Here is an 18452-nt window from a genome sequence, read left to right on the forward strand (position 1 = left end):
GTCCGGTCCCGCGATTCGTCGGACCGGACGGCGCCTCTCATCCTTTTGATTCGCAATACCACCGGGGAACGCAATGAACTCTCGCATCCAGCCGATGCACGACGATGCCGCAATGCCCTCGCCCGCCGTCGTCGCACATAACCGCTGGCTCCAGCTCGGCCTGGGCCTCCTCTGCATGATGGCGATCTCCAGCCCGCAATACGTCTGGACGCTGCTGACGAAGCCACTGTCGGCGAAGCTCGGCGTGCCGCTGCCGGAGCTGCAGGTGACCTTCTCGATGCTCATCATCCTGCAGACGTTCTTTTCGCCGTTTCAGGGCAAGCTGATCGACCGTTTCGGGCCGCGCCTCCTGATCTCGCTCGGCACGGTGATGTCGGGCCTGAGCTGGGTGCTGGCGTCGATGGCCACGAGCACGTCGATGCTCTATCTCACGTATGGTCTCATCGGCGGACTCGGCACGGGCATCGTGTATGTCGGCGTCGTCGGGCTGATGGTGCGCTGGTTCCCGGACCGGCGCGGCTTCGCGGCCGGCGCGGTGGCGGCGGGCTACGGCATGGGCGCGATCGTAACCACGTTCCCGATCTCGGCATCGCTTGCGACGCGCGGACTCGACGCCACGCTTTGGATCTACGGCATCGCCTTCGCGATCGTGGGCTTTGTCGCGTCGCAGGGTCTGCGCGTGCCGCGCGATGCGGCGCTCGGGCCGGCGTCGGCTGCGGCGGCATCGGGCGTGACGAATCTTCGTCCTTCGCAGATGATGAAGTCGCCGCTCTTCTGGCTCATGTTCGCCATGATGACGATGATGTCCACCTCGGGCCTCATGGTCACCTCGCAGATGGCGACCTTCGCGGCGGATTTCGGCATTACGAAGGTCGTCGTGTTCGGCATGGCCGCGCTGCCGCTCGCGCTGACTATCGACCGCTTCACGAACGGCCTCACGCGTCCGCTGTTCGGCTGGGTGTCCGATCGCTTCGGCCGTGAAAACACGATGTTCTTCGCGTTCGCGCTCGAAGGCGTGGCGATGGCGCTGTGGCTCCTCACGCGCGACAACGCCGTGCTGTTCGTGCTGCTCTCGGGCGTGGTGTTCTTCGGCTGGGGCGAAATCTTTTCGCTCTTCCCGTCCACGCTGACCGATACGTTCGGCACACGCCACGCGACCGAGAACTACGGCTGGCTGTACATCTCTCAGGGCATCGGCTCGATCTTCGGTGGACCGCTCGCGGCGCTGTTGCATCAGCATGCGCAAAGCTGGGTGCCGGTCTTCAGCGTCGCGATCACGCTGGACATCGTCACCGCCCTACTCGCGCTCTTCGCGCTCAAGCCAATGCGCACTCGCTTCCTGAAACAGGGGACTGTATAAACGTCCAGGCACCGCGAGAGGATTACCGTTCGACGTATGTTCGCTTGCCGCCGGGGCCGCCGATGCGCTCGCCCCGGCGACGGGCGCGGAGGCGTAACAGCCGATCAAGCGTCTCGGACATCGCATCGGCGAGGGACAGAGATTGGCCGATCTCTGCCGGGATGACCGGGCTGAATCGTTACAATGCATCGATGAACTCCATCTTTGACGGCGTCGAATGCGAGATATGCTGACTTCCTTTTTTTGGAGCGGCGACGCCATCCGCAGTCGTAACGTAAGCGACATCGTTTTATCGGGCACGCTCGATGTGCCTGCGCCTTGTGCGTCCGTGCTTGCGGATTGGCAAAGAGAGACAGCGACCCGGCTCGCCCTGGAACCTGGGGATGTCGAGGCAATGCATCTGGCGCGTACGCAAGTGCGCTGGCCGGACTACAAGCGGTGCGTGCAGGCCATGTCCGACTGGACAGGCGCCCTGGGACTGCCCGCGGTGCTTGCCGACAGCCCCATGGCGCTGATGGCCTGTCGTGGCGCGAAACATCACCATGATGGCGAGCAATATGGCGGTGCCGCCTTTTGCAATCTCTTCCTGAGCGAAGACAAGGGTCTGGACTTGCACTTTCCCTCTACGGGCCAACGCATTCCCCTTAAGCGCGGAACAGCCGTGATTTTCGATACGGCCCAGCCCCACGGCGTCGTTCAGCGCGGCAGCGACAGGTTTTTCCCGGCCGACTTCGCCCCGGACCAAGACTTCACCCAGATTTTTCTGACGTGGGAACTTCCAATCGAAGACGCCAATATTGGAAATGCGCTGAAGATCGTCCTCGATGTTGACCGCCCGACGTCGCTACAGCTCAAGGAAGAGCAAGTCCGGTTGAACGGTGCACCGGCCGCCGTGTGCCCGGAATCGGGTCGGTGGCTCCGCGTTGACTAGCGGTCGGCGTCACGGCCTGGACCGTGGCACTGGACCGCGAAGTAAGCGACTCACAACCCAACTCGTCCTCGCGTCGGCTCGAGGCGTACAGACATCGCCCCTAACCGGAGCGCATCCCATGCTTTCAGATCTCTATCGCGGCTACATTGCCTGTCTGAACGCGCAGGACTGGCCGAATCTCGGCACATACGTTCACGACGCGGTGCAGTACAACGAGCGGGCGCTGACGCTCGATGATTACCGCGAAATGCTGAAAAAAGACTTTCGCGAGATACCGGATCTCCTCTTCGATATTCAACTGCTGATTGAAGAGCCGCCGCGCGTCGCGTGCCGGTTGCGGTTCGAATGCACGCCGGTAGGGGAATTCATGGGACTGCGCATCGACGGAAAACGCGTCGTTTTCTGCGAGAACGTGTTCTACGAATTCCGCGAAGGGAAAATCGCCAAGGTCTGGTCCGTCATCGACAAAGCTGCGATCGAGGCGCAGCTTTAGGCGGCTTCCGTGAAGAACGTATCGACGATGTCGTCCCTCAACCCGGCGACCTCGCGATCCCCCACCTTCCGCGGCCTCGCCAATCCCACGTCGATCACTTCGCCGATGCGCCCGGGCCGCGCCTGCATCACCACGATCCGATCCGAGAGCAGTACTGCCTCTTCCACATCGTGCGTGACGAGCACCATCGTGATTCGTTCCCGCTCCCATATGCGTTGCAATTCCAGTTGCAAACGGCTGCGCGTGAGCGCATCGAGCGCGCCGAAAGGTTCATCGAGCAGCAGCAATCGCGGCCGATTGACGAGCCCGCGCGCAATCGCCACACGCTGCGCCATCCCGCCCGACAACTGATGCGGATAATGCCGCTCGTATCCCTTCAACCCGACGAGCTCGACATGTTCCGCCACCGCCCGCGCTTTCTCCGCTTTCGACAGCGGCGCATTGCGCAACGCAACGGCCACGTTCTGCGCGACATCGAGCCACGGAAACAGCCGATGGTCCTGAAACACGATCCCGCGCGACAAATCGGTGGTCACGACGCGCTTGCCGTCGAACTCGATCTCGCCTTCGTGATCGCCGTCCAGCCCTGCGATGAGCCGCAGCAACGTCGACTTGCCGCACCCGCTCGCCCCGACGATGCTCACGAACTCGCCGCTCGCAATCGACAAGTCGATGCGATCGAGCACCGGGGGCGCCGCATCGTCGTTGAAGCGCTTGCTCACATGCCGCAGCGTCAGACCGCTGTCCTGCCCGATTGCCGTCGTCATTACTGGATTCTCCTCAAGCCGCGCGCGACGTCTCGAACCAGCGCCGCTGCACGCCGCGCGCCAAGGCATTCAGCGCCCACCCCGTCAAACCGACCACGATCACGCCGAACACGACGAGATCCATGCGAAATTGCTCGCTGCCATCGACAAGCGTATTGCCGATCCCGCTGCCCGCGACGAGCAGATACTCCGCCCCGAGCGTCGCGAGCCACGAATAGATGAGCGCGAGATACACGCCCGTGAAGATCGAAGGCAACGCGGCGGGCAACACCACGTACGCCAGCGTCTGCAACCGGCCATAGCGATATGCCCGCGCCACATCGAGCCAGTTGACCGGCACCGCGCGAATGCCATCGCTCGTGTGCATCACGACCGGCACGAGTGCCGCGAGCGAAAGGAACACGACCTTCGCGACATCGCCCAGACCGAACCAGACGGAAATCAGCGGGATCCACGCGAACAGCGAAACCTGCTTGAAGGTGTTGAAGCTCGGCGCAATCGCGCGATTCGCGAGCTTCGAGATGCCGAGCAGCGCGCCGAGCGCGAGGCCGAGACCCGTGCCGATCGCGAACCCTGTCAATTCACGCGCAAGCGATGCGGACAACGCCCGCACGAGCGCGCCGCTTCGAACCTGCTCGACGGCGGTATCCCAGACCTGTGCGGGCGAAACCATCACGCCGTGCCCGGCTTGCGCGCCGCGCGACACGATCCACCACACCGCGAGCGCGGCGACCGGCAGCACGAGCCCGCGCCACGATCCTTTGACTGTTCCGGCTTCCCAATCCAGTGTCGACATCTGTTGATCCTCAAACCGAGCGGCCGCGCTGAAGCCTGCGCTCGAAAACATTGAGCAGACGATCCGCCGCATAACCGATTGCACCGACGATCAGAACCGCGGCCAGCACGAGATCGAGCTGAAAGAGCTGTCGTCCGTACACGATGAGATAACCAAGCCCTTCCGACGATGCCACGAGTTCGACGACGACGAGCGTCAGCCACGCCTTCGTGAACGCGAGCCGCACGCCGGTGCCGATGACGGGTATCGCCGAAGGCAAGGTCACGCGCGCAATCACCTGCCAGCGCGAATAGCGATACACCGCCGCGACTTCCTGCAATGCGCGCGGCGTGCCGCGAAAGCCTTGCAACGTGGACAGCGTGACGGGAACGAGCGCCGCGTGCCCGATCAGCAGATACTTCAGCGGCTCGCCGATGCCGACGACGATCATGAGGAACGGCAGCCAGCCGAGCACGGGCACCTGCACGATCGCATTGAAGCTCGGCAGCACGTAAGCCTCGAACGTGCGCGACAGGCCCAGCAAACCGCCCAGCAAGATGCCGAGCGCCACGCCACCGCCGAAGCCCACGGCGGCACGCGTCATGCTTGCCCACACGTGGATCCATAGCTCGCCGTTCTTCAGGAGCGCGCCGAGCGTTTCGAACACGAGCGCGGGCGGCGGCAACACCTGCGCGGAAATCCAGCCGTATCGCGAACCCGTCATCCATAGCAAGGCCAAAGCGATGGGCACGATCCACGGCAACGCAGTCCAGCCGATCGAGCGCAACGTATCGCCCGGCAGCGTCCTGCGCGCGCGATATGCCGGAAGAAATACACGCGTCAGGGCGTTGGCCATTTACCTGTTCTCCGCGAGACGTTCGCCGGCAGGCTTGCCCGAGGCATCGAAACGCGGCCAGTATGCTTCGAGCTTCAGCGACTTCAATGCCTGATCGAGATACTTCGGCTCGAACCATCCGTTCACGCTGACGGGCTGGCGGATCAGGTTCAAACGCAGCGCATCGTCGGCGACGGATTGATAGCGCGCGACGAGGAACGGGTCGATGAGCGGCGAGTTGCGATCCTTCAACGGCTGATTCGCATACTCCGAAGCCCACGATTCAGGGGGAATGCCGCTCTTCGACCACAGCGCGAAGAGCGCGTTGCGGTTCGCTTCGTCGGACGACCAGTACGCCGCCTGAACGACCGCGGTCACGACTTTCTGCACGGTATCGGGATGCGCGTTTTCGAAGTCGTCGAGCACGAGCAGATGCGCCTGGCGCGTGAGCTGCAAGCCGTCGTCGCGCGATGCATAGACGATCTTCGCGAGCCCCTGACGCTGCAGCTTGAAGAGCGAATAGTCGAGGAATACCGCATCGACGCCCTTCGATGCGAGCGCGGCCTGTGCAGCAGCGGTATCGAGATTGATCACGCGCAGATCGCGCTCGCTGAGGCCGTTTTGCTTCAGCACGTTATCGGCGACGAGTTGCAGGTTCGTCCCGCGAAAGATGGCGACGCGCTTGCCCTTGAGATCCTTCACGCTCTTGATATCGGAATCGGGCGGCACGGCGAGATAGACGCCGGCGCGCACGTTGGACGCCACCAGCAGATGCGTCTTCAATCCGTTCGCGCGGCCGATCACGGCAGGCAGATCGCCCTGATACGCGAAATCGATCTGCTTGTTCGCGAGCGCTTCGTTCACGGCCGGTCCCGCGCCTTTGAAGAAGATCCATTCGACCTTGAGCTGCTCGGGCCGCAACGCATCCTCGACACGATGCTGCAACTGCGCGGTCGCGGCCGGTGAGCCGCCGAAGGTCGGCGGATCGCCGCTGCCCTGCTGCGCGACGCCGATGCGCACCACCGCCGGATCGGCGGCATGCGCGGGACCGATGAGCGCAGCGAACAACGTCGCCGCGCCGACGAAGAGCTTGGATCGTAGTGTCATCGTGCAATGAGAGAGTGTGTGGACCGCCGGCGATGAAGCGTCATCGCCGGTGCATAAGGCGCGTCAGACGCTGCGGGTTTCCTGCCTGACGATGCGGCTCCTGCGCCCGTCGATGCCCACGGGCACGTCGCCATGCACGGTCGCGCGGCGCACGACGCGATGCGCGTCGCCGTAATCGGCCACCGCGTAATGCTGAGTCGCGCGGTTGTCCCAGATGGCGACGTCACCTTGCGTCCAGCGCCAGCGCACCGTGTTCTCCAGACGCGTGACGTGGTCGTGGAACAGTTCGATCAGTCGATCCGAATCGCGCTGCGACAGGCCGATGAAGCGCTGCACGAAGTGCCCCAGCACGAGGGTGCGCTCACCCGTTTCAGGATGCACGCGCACGACCGGATGCTCCGTCTCGTAGAGCGTCGAGGTGAACTGCTTGCGATACTCGCGCTCGGATTCCGTGTCGGGCACGTGACGTGTCGCGGCATAGTCGTAGGTATTCGAATGCAGCGCCCACAGCTTGTCGGCGAGATCGCGCAGGGCTTGCGGCAGATTCGCGTATGCGGCGGCGGTGTTGGCCCATACCGTATCGCCTCCCGCGGGCGGAATCACGACGCCGCGAAGAATCGAGATCTTCGGATACGCATCGACGAAGGTAACGTCCGTATGCCAGGAGTTCGCGCGCGTGCCGTGCTTCGAATCGAGTTCGAGCAGGCGGCTGCCGTTCGAAAGCGACGGCACCGTCGGATGCGCGACGGTCTCGCCGAAGCGCGCGGCGAAGGCTTCCTGCGCGGCATCGTCGAGATGCGACTGGCCGCGAAAAAAGAGCACTTTATGTTCGAGCAACGCCTGGTTGATTGCGGCGATCGCGTTGTCGTCGAGATCGGCGGAAAGCGTCACGCCGCGCACTTCCGCTCCGATGCGCCCGCCGATTGGGCGCACCTGGACCGGTTCATTCGACGTGACGGCCTGAAGCGGGGATTCGGCGGCGAGCGTGGGGATATCGGACATCGAAAAACTCCGTTGATATGCGTTTGTCGGATGCAGGCCGCAGTGGATGCGACGAAAACATTGAAGCATCGACAGCACGCTCGACCAACGAAGCGTTTCGACTAAGCATTAAAGCGATCAGCGAGATATGTATTGCTGCAGGCCCGCGATGCTTTGCTGCAATTCCGCCTCCAGTCGCGCCATCAGTTCGGCGGCGGGCAACTCGCGCACGAGCGCGGCCGCCTGCCCGGCCCACTGCGCGCCGTAACCGAATTCGCCTTTCGCTTTAGCGGCCGCGTGCAGCGACTTGCCCGCATCGTAGGCGATGGGATACGCGGGAACCGCCGGTGCATGCGCGCCGCGCCCCAACTCGGTGAACTTGTTGACGAGGCCGCGCGCCTTGCGGCCCGAGATTGCAGCGGTGAATGTCGTATGGTCCGCTGCATCGCTGAGAATCGCGCGACGATAGCCTTCGTCGATCGACGTCTCCGTGCACGGCACGAACGCCGTGCCGAGCTGCGCCGCCTGCGCGCCGAGCGCCAGCGCAGCCGCGATGCCCGCGCCATCCATGATGCCGCCCGCCGCGATCACCGGCACATCGAACCTGCTTGCAAGAAGGCGCGTCAGCGCGAAGGTGCCGAGGTTGTCGTCGCAGGCTTCTGGGTCGAAGGTGCCGCGATGCCCGCCCGCTTCGATGCCCTGTGCGACGATCGCATCCATGCCCGCCGTAACGAGCTGCTGGGCCTCTCGAACGTTAGTTGCAGACGCAATCAGTTTGATGCCGGCCCCGCGCAATGCATCGATATATTCCTTCGACGGCAAGCCGAAGTGAAAGCTCACGATAGCCGGCTTTTCATCGACGAAAACTTCGAGCATCGCGTCATCGACGACGAAGCTCGTGTAAATCTCGCTCAGCTTCGCGGGCGGCGTCGCGCCGTATTGCGCGAACACAGGCGCGAGCCATTCGGTCCAGGCCTTCTCGACGGCGGGCTCGGCGCTGGCGGGCGCATGACAGAAGACGTTGATGTTGAACGGCCTGCTGGTGAGTTCGCGCGTCTCGCGGATCACCTTGCGCGCGCCCTGCGCGTTCATCGCGCCGACGCCGAGCGAGCCGAGCCCGCCCGCATTCGATACGGCCGCCGCGAGCGCGGGCGTGCTCACGCCTGCCATCGGCGCCTGGATGATCGGCGTATCGATGCCGAGTAACGATGTCAATGCGTTCTTGCTCATGGATATGCATCCTTTAAACATTGCATGATTCAGCGCGTCGCGAGCTTCTCGACGACGAAGTCCACGAAAGCCCGCACGCGCGACGACAAATGCCTGCCATGCGGATACAGCAGGATGAACGGTCTGCTGCAGCCGCCGAACTCGGGCAGCACCTCAGTCAGCGTGCCCGCGCGCAACTCCTCCTCGACGGTGAAGCGATAGGTCTGAAAAAGGCCCGCGCCGTGACCTGCGAGCGGAATGCCCGCGAGCGCATCGCCGGAGGTGCCGTAGCCCCCTTCTGTCGTGATCTCTACCGCGTCGCCGTTCTGCATGAAGAGCCATGGCACCGGGCGCCCGGTGCTCGGCATCTCGAACTGAATGCATTCGTGTTCGAGCAAGTCCTCGATGCGCCTGGGCGTGCCAGAGCGCTTCAGATAACCCGGCGATGCCACGACGACGAGTTCCGCATCTTCCAGCTTGCGCGCGATCAGTCCGGAATCGCGTGGCGCGCGGCCGCGTATCGCCAGATCGAAACCTTCGTCGGCAAAGTCGATGTTGCGGTTGCTCAGATGCGCCTCGACGGTCACTTCGGGATAGCGCTTTCTGAACTCCGCGAGCAACGGCAGCATGCGATAGTGGCCGTAAGGCGTCGGCATGCTGATGCGCAGCACGCCCTTCGGCGTGGTCTGCTGGCCGGTGGCCTCGCGCTCCGCTTCCGCAAGACGATTGAGCGCGTCGCGGCATTGCTCGAAGTAGCGGCGGCCCGCATCGGTCAGTCGGATCTGGCGCGTCGTGCGCACGAAAAGCCGCACGTCGAGGCGTTTTTCCAGCCGCGCGACAGAGCGGCTCACCGCGGCGGGCGTGACGCTCGCCGCCGTTGCGGCCAGCGTGAAGCTGCCGAGTTCCGCGGCGAGGCAGAAGAGTTCGATGCTGCCGAGAAGAAGATCGTCGAATTGCCGCTGCATGTCGATGGGCTTCGCGTCGTTGTCGCTGCATCTTCCGCGCTTGCGGCCGCACGGTCAACCGACGCCGTTTCATTTGACTTGTGACGCACGGGAACAGATCGGCCGCGCAAGCCCCAAAAACAATCGCCCGCTTCTTCCACACGGGAAAAAGCGGGCGATATTCATACGTTGGGTGACGCCTTACTTCGCGGTCGGCATCGCGAATTCCGCGCCCTTCTCCGTGCTCTCGGGCCAGCGCTGCATGATCGACTTCTGCTTCGTGTAGAAGCGCACGCCTTCCTCGCCGTACGCGTGCATGTCGCCGAAGAGACTGCGCTTCCAGCCGCCGAACCCGTGCCATGCCATCGGCACCGGAATCGGCACATTGATGCCGACCATGCCCACTTCGATGCGTCGCCCGAACTCACGAGCGATGTGACCATCGCGCGTATAGCACGCAACGCCGTTGCCGAACTCGTGTTCGTTGACGAGATCGACCGCTTCGCCGAAATCCTTCACGCGCACGCATGCGAGCACGGGGCCGAAGATCTCTTCCTTGTAGATGCGCATGTCAGGCGTGACGTGATCGAACAGCGTGCCGCCCGTGAAGAAGCCGTCTTCATGGCCCGGAACCTTGTAGCCGCGGCCATCTACGACGAGCTTCGCGCCTTCGTCCACGCCAAGCGCGATATAGCCTTCGATGCGCTCCAGTGCGGCGCGCGTGACGATCGGGCCCATTTCCGCATCGGACTCCATGCCGTTTCTGATCTTGAGCTGCTTCGCGCGCTCGGCAAGCTTCGGCACGATCTTGTCGGCGACATCGCCCACGAGCACCGCGACCGAGATCGCCATGCAGCGCTCGCCCGCCGAACCGTAGCCCGCGCCGATCAGGGCATCCACGGCTTGTTCGATATCGGCATCGGGCATCACGACCATGTGATTCTTCGCGCCGCCAAGCGCCTGCACGCGCTTGCCGTGCTTCGCGCCCGTCTCGTAGATGTAGTTCGCGATCGGCGTCGAGCCGACGAAGCTGATCGCCTTCACTTGCGGATGCGTGAGCAAAGCATCGACGACGACCTTGTCGCCCTGCACGACGTTGAAGATGCCGTCGGGCAGGCCGGCTTGCTTGAGCAGATCGGCCATGAACAACGACGCCGACGGATCGCGCTCGCTCGGCTTCAGGATGAACGCGTTGCCCGCCGCGATTGCGACCGGGAACATCCAGCACGGCACCATGCACGGGAAGTTGAACGGCGTGATGCCCGCGACGATGCCGAGCGGCTGGCGCGTCGTCCAGTTGTCGATGCCGGTGGAGACCTGTTCGGTGTAATCGCCCTTCAGCAGTTGCGGAATGCCGCATGCGAATTCGATCACGTCGATGCCGCGCGACACTTCGCCCTGGGCATCCGAGAACACTTTGCCGTGCTCCGCGGTGATGATTGCGGCGAGCTCGTCGCGATGCTTGTTCATGAGTTCGAGGAACTTGAGCATGACGCGCGCGCGGCGGATCGGCGGCATGTCCCGCCAGGCCGGGAACGCGGCTTTCGCGCTCGCGACGGCTGCATCGACATCGGCGGCTTCGCCCAGCACGAGCTTGCGCGGGCGCTCGCCCGTCGCGGGATTGAACACCGGCTGCGTGCGCGTGGCCGAGCCATGCGTGCGCTCGCCGTGAATGTAATGGACTACGTCGGCCGTATCGTTGAACGCTTGCATCTCGACTCCTCTGTCTGACTGGTTTGGCACTCTACACAGTGTAAGAAGCGTCTCGTCCGCTGCAAAGACGCTATGATTGAACTCATTGTTTATATCGGCGAACAATCGGCTGATGGACGAGCAAAAGATCGAAGGTCTCTGGACCCATTTGCACTGGTTGACGGTGCTCGCGGAACAAGGCAGCTACACGGCGGCGGCGGCGCGCCTGAACGTATCGAAAGCGGCGATGAGCCAGCGCATCGCGGAGCTGGAGCGCGCGGCAGGCGTGCCGCTCGTCACGCGCACGACGCGCAGCGTGCGCTTCACGGAGGCGGGCCGAAGGCTCGTCGACGATACGCGCGAGCAATACGAGCGCATTGCGTCGAGTTTCCTGAGCGTGAAGGAAACGGCGGGCATCGCGCGCGGCCTGATCCGCGTGACCGCGCCGATGGCCTTTTCGCGGCAGCAACTCGTGCCGCGCATGTCGGGATTTCTGCATGCGCATCCCGAAGTGCGCGTGCAACTGGAGGCCTCGGACAAGCTGAGTTCGATCGCGACCGAAGGCTTCGATCTCGCGGTGCGGCATAGCGCGCAGGTGCCGGATACGCATGTCGCGTGGAAGTTGTGCGATACGCATTCGGTGATCGTGGCGACGCGTGCGTATCTGAAGCGGCGCGGCACGCCCGCGACACCGGACGACCTCGCCACGCACGATTGCCTCGTCTATCCGCGCCCGCAGGCGTCGAGCATCTGGTCGTTTCAGAGAAAGGGCTCGCGCAAGAGTTCGACCGGGCCCTATACGCTCGCGGTGAACGGGCCGTTCGCGGCGAATAACAGCGAAGTGTTGCGCGATGCCGCGCTCGACGATCTCGGCATTGCGCTGCTGCCTGATTTCACCGCGCAAGCCGCCGTGCAGGCGGGCAAGCTCGTCGTGCTGCTACCGGAGTGGCGTCCGGTCGGCGCGTTCGCCGATCAGCTATTCGTGGTGCGGCCGTATGCGCCGCATGTGCCGCGCGCGGTTGCGCTTTTCATCGGATATTTGCGCGAGGCTTTTGCGGGTGGGTTTCCGCTTTAAATCGAACTGCTCTGAACGGCAAAAACGCGCCCGCTTTCATGCGGGCGCGTTTTGTTGGAGCCCTTGTTGCTTAGTGATGCGCGAACGTCGGGAAAACCTCACTCTCGATCGCATTAATGTGGGCGCCCGATTGCGCCGAGCCTTCCGCCGCACCGCCGAATGCGCTCCGCGCGGCGCCGTTCTGCGCAGCGACGCGTGCTTCGGCGGCCTGGATATCAGCGGGATACCTGGAGTCGCTGATCACGCCTGGGTTATAGCCGGCCTTCTCCAGTTGCACGATTTGTTCGCGGACTTCCGCGCGCGTCAAAGGCTGATTCGATTGCGCGAACGACGCGACCGGAGCGGCAAAAGCGAGAGCGACCGCTGCAATACCGATGAACTTGTTCATGATGCTTCCTCCTGGAAGTTTTGAATTGCCGCTTCCGCGCTGTGTTGGCTGGCACGCTCGCGACCGTTGAACAGAGTTTAGGTATCGCACGTTTTAGGGTAAATACCTAAACGGCGAAATCACTTTTGGCGAAAATCCGCCTAATCCATGCAACCGCCACGAACCGACGACCTCCGAATCGCCTATAACGAAGAACAGAGCGGCCACCGCAAGTGGCGCATAGCACGAACGATCGTCTCTTCAGGGGAATGACCTTGAAACGAATCCTTGTGATCGGTGCGGGCTTCGCCGGCCTGTGGAGCGCGTTGTCGGCCGCGCGCAAGCTGGATGAACTCGATTGCACCGGCGAAGCCGAAGTCGCCATGGTCAATCCCGAGCCGTTTCATAGCGTGCGAGTGCGCAACTACGAGCAGCCGCTCGACCCGACGCTCGTGCAACTCGACACCGTGCTCAGGCCCGCAGGCGTGCGGCTGATTCAGGCGAAGGCCACCCATATCGACAGTGCCAGCCGCCGCGTGACGATCGAGCATGACGGTGCGTCCGAATCGCTCGATTACGACCGGCTGATTCTCGCGGCGGGCAGCGTGCTCGTGCGCCCGCCGATTCCCGGCCTCGACCGCTTCTCGTTCGATGTCGATACCTACGCGGGCGCGTGCAAGCTGCAGGCGCATCTGCTGACGCTGCCCGCACTGCCCGATACGCCGGGCCGCTATACGGCGGTCGTCGTCGGCGCGGGATTGACGGGCATCGAGCTCGCGGCCGAGTTGCCCGCGCGGCTGCGCGAGATCGTGGCGGCAGGCGATCGCGACAAGGTGCGCGTCGTGCTCGCGGATCGCTCGCCGAAGATCGCGCAGTCGATGGGCGGCGCACAGCATGTCATCGAAGGCGCACTGAAGACGCTCGATGTCGAAACGCGTGCCGGTGTGTCGCTCGAATCGCTCGACGGCCAGAGCGTGACGCTCCACGACGGCACCGCGAGCGAGCGCATCGCGGCCGCGACGGTCGTCTGGTGCGGCGGCATGCATGCGAACGCGCTGGCGGCGCAACTGCCGGTCACGCTCGATCCGCTCGGCCGCGTGCCGGTCGATTCATTCCTGCGCGCGGAAGGCGTGCCGGGCGTGTTCGCGGCCGGCGATTGCGCGCGCGTCCTGATCGACGGCACGCGGCCTTCGGTGATGTCATGCCAGCATGGCCGGCCGATGGGACGTTACGCGGGCAACAACGCCGTCTGCGATCTCTTCGGACTCGAGATGCTGCCGCTATCGATCGACTGGTACACGACCATCTGCGATCTCGGGCCGTGGGGCGCGGTGTATACGGAAGGTTGGGACAGGTTGCTCGTCTCCGAGGGCGAGACGGCGAAGGCGACGAAGCGCACGATCAACGGCGAGCGCATCTATCCGCCGAGAAGCGGCACGCGCGAGGATCTCTTCCGGGCGGCGGCGCCCGTCGTGCAAACGCCGCCGCCGACCGAACGAGGATAAGGGCTGAAGAATCAGGCCTTCTTCACGGACGCGTCGTAGATCTCGTCAATCGACTGTTCGAGCGTCTTGTCGAACTCGCTGTCGCTCATCGACTTCTTCAGCTCGTTGATGAGCGCGCGCGAGAAGCTCGCGATCATGCCGTGGTTCTGCTCGAGCTTCTTGCACGCGTCGCTGCGCGTATAGCCGCCCGACAGCGCGACGACACGCACGACACGCGGATGCTCGATCAGCGGCCGATAGAAATCCGCCTCGTCCGGAATGGTCAGCTTGATCATCACCTTGCTCGATTCCGGCAGCGCGTCGAGGCCCTTGAGCAATTCGTCGCGCAGAATCTTTTCCGCGCCCTTCTTGTCCGGGCTCTTGATCGAGACTTCGGGTTCGAGAATCGGCACGAGGCCGTGCTTGATGATCTGCGCGCCCACCTCGAACTGCTGCTTCGCCACCGCCGCGATGCCCTTCTCATCGGCCTGATGGATCACCGAGCGCATCTTCGTGCCGAACACGCCGAGCTTCACGGCGCGCGCGAGCAGATCGTCGAGGCCGGGAATCGGCTTCATCACCTGCACGCCGTCGGCTTCGGTTTCGAGGCCCTTGTCGACCTTCAGGAACGGCACGATGCCACGGTCTTCCCACAGGAACGTGGGGACCGGCTTGCCTTCTGCTTCGCCGTCCATTGTGCGCTCGAAAAGAATTGCACCGATTACCTTCTTGCCCGTAAATGAAGGCGCGGTCATGATGCGCACGCGCATTTCATGCATCAGCTTGAACATTTCGGCGTCGCCGCTGTAGGCGTCATCCGGGATTCCGTATTGCCGTAGCGCGCCGGGCGTCGATCCACCGCTCTGATCCAGAGCAGCAATGAAACCATCCTTCTCAGCCATTTGCGCGAGCATCTTCTCATTAGCCACGAACGTTTCCTCCTCGAAGTTCAAACTCCGGACGATGCGCGCGTGCATAGTCCGGGCTTATGGTTCAGCTTCCTCAAGTGTAATGGTTTTGGCGGGCGCCAAAGTCGTGCAAATCCGCCATTCGTGCGCAAAAGGGGCGCAACCGCGCGTTAGCCGTGCGTTCATGCACGGCCTGCGATTGAAAAGATCAGGAAGCGGCGGATTTGAGATCGCCGGCGTTGCCGGAACGCCAGACGAAGCCCAGCGCGCGGCGAAGCAAAGAAGGCGCGCGGTCGAAGCCGGCGGTTTGCGGCATTTGCGCATGATCGTTCGATGATTCCGCGACCGGTTCATCGACCGGTTCGTCGACCTGCACAGGTTCCGCTTCGATCGCCTCGTACTCGGAAAGCGGAGCGCGCTTTTCACGCGCGTCGCCGCAGCGTTGATTGAGCACGCGGCGCATATCGGGGTCGTCGATCAGCGCCTGGGCGGTGGCCATGCCGCGCTCGAATTGCAGCGCATAGGCGATGTCGGTGAAATCTTCATAGCGGCCGCTATCGGCCAGCTCGAACGCCAGTTCCAGCGTGCGCCGGCGTTTCCATGCATCGAGATCGTCGTGGGCCATGCTCACAGATGTCCTCTTCTTCGCGATGAGGTGCCGAAGATGTTAGCCCGCGCCAAACGTTTTTCCGTTGTCGCGTCACAACAAGCAGACGAAAAGCGTTCGTGAAATCGTACAAAAAGCGCTTGCCTAACGCACTCGATTCGCGATAGCCCTCGCTTGACACAGCTCGTGTACGGTATTTAATTCACACACCGCGCCTGCAAAATGGCGGACGGCCGCCGACATCTCCTGTCAGCGCAGTGAAGCAGTCCCGACGTATCGGATGTTCGCTCCAGGTGGAGCGCGATGTGCCTTTATCGGAGCCGCGTCATGTACCCGCTTTCAGGAAGTCCGGCACGCGCTGCCGCTCTCGCGCTCTCATGCGCGCTCGTCGCATCCGTCGCCGCATGCGGCGGTTCCGATTCCACTGATACGTCCGTCCCCGACGCCATCACGCAGATCATGAAAAAGCCCATGTATCAGGGCTCGACGTGGGCGCTGCGCGTCGTCGACCTGAACTCGGGCGATCTCGTCTACGACATGAATTCGAACGCGCAGGTGTATGTCGCCTCGGTGCGCAAGCTCTTTTCGCTCGGCGCCGCGCTCGATCAATACGGCGCGTCGCATCAGTTTCAGACGCCGGTGTATCGGCTCGGTACGGTCGATGCGAGCGGCACGCTCAATGGCAACCTCGTGCTCGTCGCGAGCGGCGATCTCTCGATGGGCGGCCGCACGAATCCCGACGGCACGCTCGCCTGGACCAACTTCGACCACAACGAGGCGAACAGTCTCGGCAACGCGCAGATCACGGCGCCCGATCCGCTCGCGGGCTACGACTCGCTCGCGGCGCAGGTGGCGGCATCGGGCATCAAAAAGATCAACGGCGAAGTCGTGATTGACGATCGCCTTTTCGATCCCTTCGACTTTCGCGGCGAGTTCGATTTGCGGCCGATCTTCGTGAACGACGACGTGGTAGATACGATCATCGGTCAGGGCAGCGCGGGGGCGGCGTCGCCGGTGGATTACCGGCCGAAGTCATCGGCATTCACCGTTCAGTCCACGCTCATGACGGGCGCGGCAGGCACGCCCGCGACGATCAAGGTCACGCCCGCGGATCCCACCTGCTTCGGCACGCTGCCCTGCGGCGGCGTGCTGAGCGGCTCGATTCCGGCGGACTACGTGCCGCCGATCGTGCCCAGCTTCCCGGTGATCCGCACGTTTCGCATCACGCAGCCGTCGAACTATGCGCGCTCGGTGCTCATCGACGCGCTCGCGCGCGCGGGCGTCACGGTCACCGCGCCCGCCGTCGAGAGCAATCCGGTGCAACTGCTGCCCGCGAAGAACGCGTATGCCGCCGATACGCGCGTCGCGCAGCTCACGTCGCAGCCGTACGGCGAATATTCGAAGTGGATCTTGAAGGTGAGCTATAACATCGGCGCGGACACGAGCCTGATGCTCTTCGGCGTTGCGAACAACGGCTCGACCACGCTCAATGCGGCGCTCGCCGCCGAGAATGCGAAGCTGTCGGCCGCGCCGTTCAATGTGCCGATGAGCCAGACGCATTTCATCGACGGCAGCGGCGGCGGCGAGACGACGGCGACGCCGCTCGCGGTCATCGCGATGTTGCGCGCGATGAACGGCCGTCCGGTCTTCCCGGCGTATGTGGATTCGCTGCCGTTCCTCGGCGTCGATGGCTCGCTCGCAAGCACCACGGCATTCGAAAGCGATCCGACGCTCGCGGGTGCGAAAGGCAAGGTCTACGCGAAAACGGGCACTTACGCGAGCGGCACCGAGCTGGCGAACGGCCAGATCCAGACGACGCTCAAGGGACAGGCGCTCGCGGGCTATATCGACGCGAAGAGCGGACGCCGGCTCGCGTTTGCGCTGATGGTGAACAACGTGCCGATCGCCGATGTGCCCGACATCCTCAACGTGTTCAACGACCAGGGCACGATCGCGGCGAACATCTGGAAGCTGCAATGACCCGCGTTCGATTCACCACGCGCCGGCGAACGCCAGCACCGCGCGATTGAACGCGCCGGGGCTCGCGACGTTCATCCCGTGCGATGCCCCCGCGATCGTCTGACGCTCCGCGAACTCGATCCACTCCTCGAGCTTCTCGACGTTGTTGCGAAACATACGCGGGCTTTTCTGCCCGTCGATGAGCAAGGTGCGGCACTTGATGTCGCGCGCCGCCTCACGCGTGTAGGCGGGCAAGGGATCGCGAAATTGCCTCGGCAGCGTGAGCGCGTTGTCGAGCGCCATGCGCCGGAAGCTCTCCGTGCTTTTCTTCCAGAAGCCCGGCATGCTGACCGAATCCACGAACATTTCGAGGCCGCGATCGAATTCGCCCTCTTCGATCAGCTCGGCCACGCGTGCGCGCAGCGCGTTGGTCGCAGGCGGCAGCGTGGCGGACACGGCCTGCGGCGCGATGTGCAGCGGGCCGCCCGGATCGGCGAGCGTGAGCGTCTTCACGAGCCGCGGGTATTCGCGCGCCAGATGAAACGCAATGCAGCCGCCGCGCGAATGCCCGACGAGATGCACCGGCGCGAGATCGAGCGATTCGATGAACCCGGCCATCTCGGCGACGTGCGTTTCCCAGCCGAACTCGCCCTGCACGAACGCATCGACGGCCGGCCAGTAATGCGACAGGCTCGGCGCGATGCAACGAAACTGCTTCGCCAGCGGAAGAATCTGCGCGCTCCAGTAGCGGTAGTCGCATAGCGATCCATGCACGAACACGAGCGGTTCGCCCTCGCCGCACTCGACATACGGCATCGAGACGCCGGTTGCCGTCGTGGCGAACGACGGTTCGGGCAAGCCTTGTACAGCGGTGAGGACGGAAAGATCGGTTCGCGCGTTCATGATTCGCTCCTTTGATGCGACTATGCGCCGCGCCGAAGCAAAAGAAAAACGCATA

General features: G+C 63.6%; 18 protein-coding genes. 6 read left to right on the forward strand and 12 right to left on the reverse strand.

The window, feature by feature from the left end; genetic code table 11:
- Positions 1-73 precede the first annotated feature (73 nt).
- From oxlT to NCT32_RS23835, 3 genes are all read left to right on the forward strand, one after another.
- Positions 74-1360 (forward strand): oxalate/formate MFS antiporter, encoded by a 1287-nt coding sequence (gene oxlT / locus NCT32_RS23825; RefSeq protein WP_061119158.1) that lies wholly within the window; start codon positions 74-76, stop codon positions 1358-1360.
- A gap of 226 nt (positions 1361-1586) precedes the next feature.
- Entirely contained in the window at positions 1587-2291 is a 705-nt protein-coding gene (locus tag NCT32_RS23830; RefSeq protein ID WP_061119264.1) for a hypothetical protein, read from the forward strand.
- Between the two features lie 118 nt (positions 2292-2409).
- The gene (locus NCT32_RS23835) at positions 2410-2784 is read left to right on the forward strand and encodes an ester cyclase (RefSeq protein WP_061119159.1); all 375 of its coding nucleotides are present in this window, start codon (positions 2410-2412) and stop codon (positions 2782-2784) included.
- Here NCT32_RS23835 and NCT32_RS23840 read toward each other — a convergent pair.
- The 8 genes from NCT32_RS23840 to NCT32_RS23875 all read right to left on the reverse strand — a co-directional run bounded on the left by NCT32_RS23840 (position 2781) and on the right by NCT32_RS23875 (position 11115).
- On the reverse strand, positions 2781-3551 hold the full coding sequence (locus NCT32_RS23840) for an ABC transporter ATP-binding protein (protein WP_061119160.1): 771 nt from the start codon (positions 3549-3551) through the stop codon (positions 2781-2783). The genes NCT32_RS23835 and NCT32_RS23840 overlap by 4 nt on opposite strands.
- Positions 3552-3564: 13 nt before the next feature.
- On the reverse strand, positions 3565-4347 hold the full coding sequence (locus NCT32_RS23845) for an ABC transporter permease (RefSeq protein ID WP_061119265.1): 783 nt from the start codon (positions 4345-4347) through the stop codon (positions 3565-3567).
- 10 nt (positions 4348-4357) lie between these two features.
- Positions 4358-5182: an ABC transporter permease gene (locus NCT32_RS23850; protein WP_061119161.1), complete on the reverse strand. Its 825-nt coding sequence runs from the start codon at positions 5180-5182 to the stop codon at positions 4358-4360.
- Positions 5183-6268: an ABC transporter substrate-binding protein gene (locus tag NCT32_RS23855; protein ID WP_061119162.1), complete on the reverse strand. Its 1086-nt coding sequence runs from the start codon at positions 6266-6268 to the stop codon at positions 5183-5185.
- Between the two features lie 63 nt (positions 6269-6331).
- Complete coding sequence (locus tag NCT32_RS23860) at positions 6332-7270, reverse strand: TauD/TfdA family dioxygenase (RefSeq protein WP_061119163.1); 939 nt, start codon at positions 7268-7270, stop codon at positions 6332-6334.
- Positions 7271-7387: 117 nt separating this feature from the next.
- Entirely contained in the window at positions 7388-8479 is a 1092-nt protein-coding gene (locus NCT32_RS23865; RefSeq protein ID WP_061119164.1) for a nitronate monooxygenase family protein, read from the reverse strand.
- Positions 8480-8508: 29 nt separating this feature from the next.
- Positions 8509-9423, reverse strand: coding sequence for a LysR family transcriptional regulator (locus tag NCT32_RS23870; RefSeq protein ID WP_061119165.1), 915 nt, complete (start codon positions 9421-9423; stop codon positions 8509-8511).
- A gap of 180 nt (positions 9424-9603) precedes the next feature.
- The gene (locus NCT32_RS23875; RefSeq protein WP_061119166.1) at positions 9604-11115 is read right to left on the reverse strand and encodes a CoA-acylating methylmalonate-semialdehyde dehydrogenase; all 1512 of its coding nucleotides are present in this window, start codon (positions 11113-11115) and stop codon (positions 9604-9606) included.
- Between the two features lie 112 nt (positions 11116-11227).
- Between NCT32_RS23875 and NCT32_RS23880 the strand changes: the two genes are divergently transcribed.
- Positions 11228-12169, forward strand: coding sequence for a LysR family transcriptional regulator (locus NCT32_RS23880; RefSeq protein WP_061119167.1), 942 nt, complete (start codon positions 11228-11230; stop codon positions 12167-12169).
- Between the two features lie 70 nt (positions 12170-12239).
- Here the strand turns inward: NCT32_RS23880 and NCT32_RS23885 are convergent, their stop codons facing one another.
- Positions 12240-12557 carry a DUF4148 domain-containing protein gene (locus tag NCT32_RS23885; RefSeq protein WP_061119168.1) on the reverse strand — a complete coding sequence of 106 codons (318 nt, stop codon included), beginning with the start codon at positions 12555-12557 and terminating at the stop codon, positions 12240-12242.
- A gap of 254 nt (positions 12558-12811) precedes the next feature.
- Here NCT32_RS23885 and NCT32_RS23890 point away from each other — a divergent pair, with 254 nt between their 5' ends.
- Complete coding sequence (locus tag NCT32_RS23890; protein ID WP_250490593.1) at positions 12812-14041, forward strand: NAD(P)/FAD-dependent oxidoreductase; 1230 nt, start codon at positions 12812-12814, stop codon at positions 14039-14041.
- A gap of 11 nt (positions 14042-14052) precedes the next feature.
- Here NCT32_RS23890 and NCT32_RS23895 read toward each other — a convergent pair whose 3' ends face one another.
- Positions 14053-14934 (reverse strand): fructose bisphosphate aldolase, encoded by an 882-nt coding sequence (locus NCT32_RS23895; RefSeq protein ID WP_409219306.1) that lies wholly within the window; start codon positions 14932-14934, stop codon positions 14053-14055.
- 202 nt (positions 14935-15136) lie between these two features.
- Positions 15137-15553 (reverse strand): hypothetical protein, encoded by a 417-nt coding sequence (locus NCT32_RS23900; RefSeq protein WP_250477733.1) that lies wholly within the window; start codon positions 15551-15553, stop codon positions 15137-15139.
- Between the two features lie 309 nt (positions 15554-15862).
- On the opposite strand from NCT32_RS23900, the gene NCT32_RS23905 reads away from it, so the two are divergent.
- Positions 15863-17515, forward strand: a complete 1653-nt coding sequence (locus tag NCT32_RS23905; protein ID WP_061119171.1) for a D-alanyl-D-alanine carboxypeptidase/D-alanyl-D-alanine-endopeptidase — start codon at positions 15863-15865, stop codon at positions 17513-17515.
- Positions 17516-17527: 12 nt separating this feature from the next.
- Here the strand turns inward: NCT32_RS23905 and NCT32_RS23910 are convergent, their stop codons facing one another.
- Complete coding sequence (locus tag NCT32_RS23910) at positions 17528-18397, reverse strand: alpha/beta fold hydrolase (protein WP_061119172.1); 870 nt, start codon at positions 18395-18397, stop codon at positions 17528-17530.
- Positions 18398-18452: the final 55 nt, after the last annotated feature.

This window comes from Caballeronia sp. INML2 (assembly GCF_023631365.1).
Lineage (GTDB): Bacteria > Pseudomonadota > Gammaproteobacteria > Burkholderiales > Burkholderiaceae > Caballeronia > Caballeronia turbans.

Bases quoted from the DNA above. Each gene is read 5' to 3' on its own strand.
- oxlT (WP_061119158.1), top strand. From the start codon at position 74: ATGAACTCTCGCATCCAGCCGATGCACGACGATGCCGCAATGCCCTCG.
- NCT32_RS23830 (WP_061119264.1), top strand. From the start codon at position 1,587: ATGCTGACTTCCTTTTTTTGGAGCGGCGACGCCATCCGCAGTCGTAAC.
- NCT32_RS23835 (WP_061119159.1), top strand. From the start codon at position 2,410: ATGCTTTCAGATCTCTATCGCGGCTACATTGCCTGTCTGAACGCGCAG.
- NCT32_RS23840 (WP_061119160.1), bottom strand. From the start codon at position 3,551: ATGACGACGGCAATCGGGCAGGACAGCGGTCTGACGCTGCGGCATGTG.
- NCT32_RS23845 (WP_061119265.1), bottom strand. From the start codon at position 4,347: ATGTCGACACTGGATTGGGAAGCCGGAACAGTCAAAGGATCGTGGCGC.
- NCT32_RS23850 (WP_061119161.1), bottom strand. From the start codon at position 5,182: ATGGCCAACGCCCTGACGCGTGTATTTCTTCCGGCATATCGCGCGCGC.
- NCT32_RS23855 (WP_061119162.1), bottom strand. From the start codon at position 6,268: ATGACACTACGATCCAAGCTCTTCGTCGGCGCGGCGACGTTGTTCGCT.
- NCT32_RS23860 (WP_061119163.1), bottom strand. From the start codon at position 7,270: ATGTCCGATATCCCCACGCTCGCCGCCGAATCCCCGCTTCAGGCCGTC.
- NCT32_RS23865 (WP_061119164.1), bottom strand. From the start codon at position 8,479: ATGAGCAAGAACGCATTGACATCGTTACTCGGCATCGATACGCCGATC.
- NCT32_RS23870 (WP_061119165.1), bottom strand. From the start codon at position 9,423: ATGCAGCGGCAATTCGACGATCTTCTTCTCGGCAGCATCGAACTCTTC.
- NCT32_RS23875 (WP_061119166.1), bottom strand. From the start codon at position 11,115: ATGCAAGCGTTCAACGATACGGCCGACGTAGTCCATTACATTCACGGC.
- NCT32_RS23880 (WP_061119167.1), top strand. From the start codon at position 11,228: ATGGACGAGCAAAAGATCGAAGGTCTCTGGACCCATTTGCACTGGTTG.
- NCT32_RS23885 (WP_061119168.1), bottom strand. From the start codon at position 12,557: ATGAACAAGTTCATCGGTATTGCAGCGGTCGCTCTCGCTTTTGCCGCT.
- NCT32_RS23895 (WP_409219306.1), bottom strand. From the start codon at position 14,934: ATGCTCGCGCAAATGGCTGAGAAGGATGGTTTCATTGCTGCTCTGGAT.
- NCT32_RS23900 (WP_250477733.1), bottom strand. From the start codon at position 15,553: ATGGCCCACGACGATCTCGATGCATGGAAACGCCGGCGCACGCTGGAA.
- NCT32_RS23905 (WP_061119171.1), top strand. From the start codon at position 15,863: ATGTACCCGCTTTCAGGAAGTCCGGCACGCGCTGCCGCTCTCGCGCTC.
- NCT32_RS23910 (WP_061119172.1), bottom strand. From the start codon at position 18,397: ATGAACGCGCGAACCGATCTTTCCGTCCTCACCGCTGTACAAGGCTTG.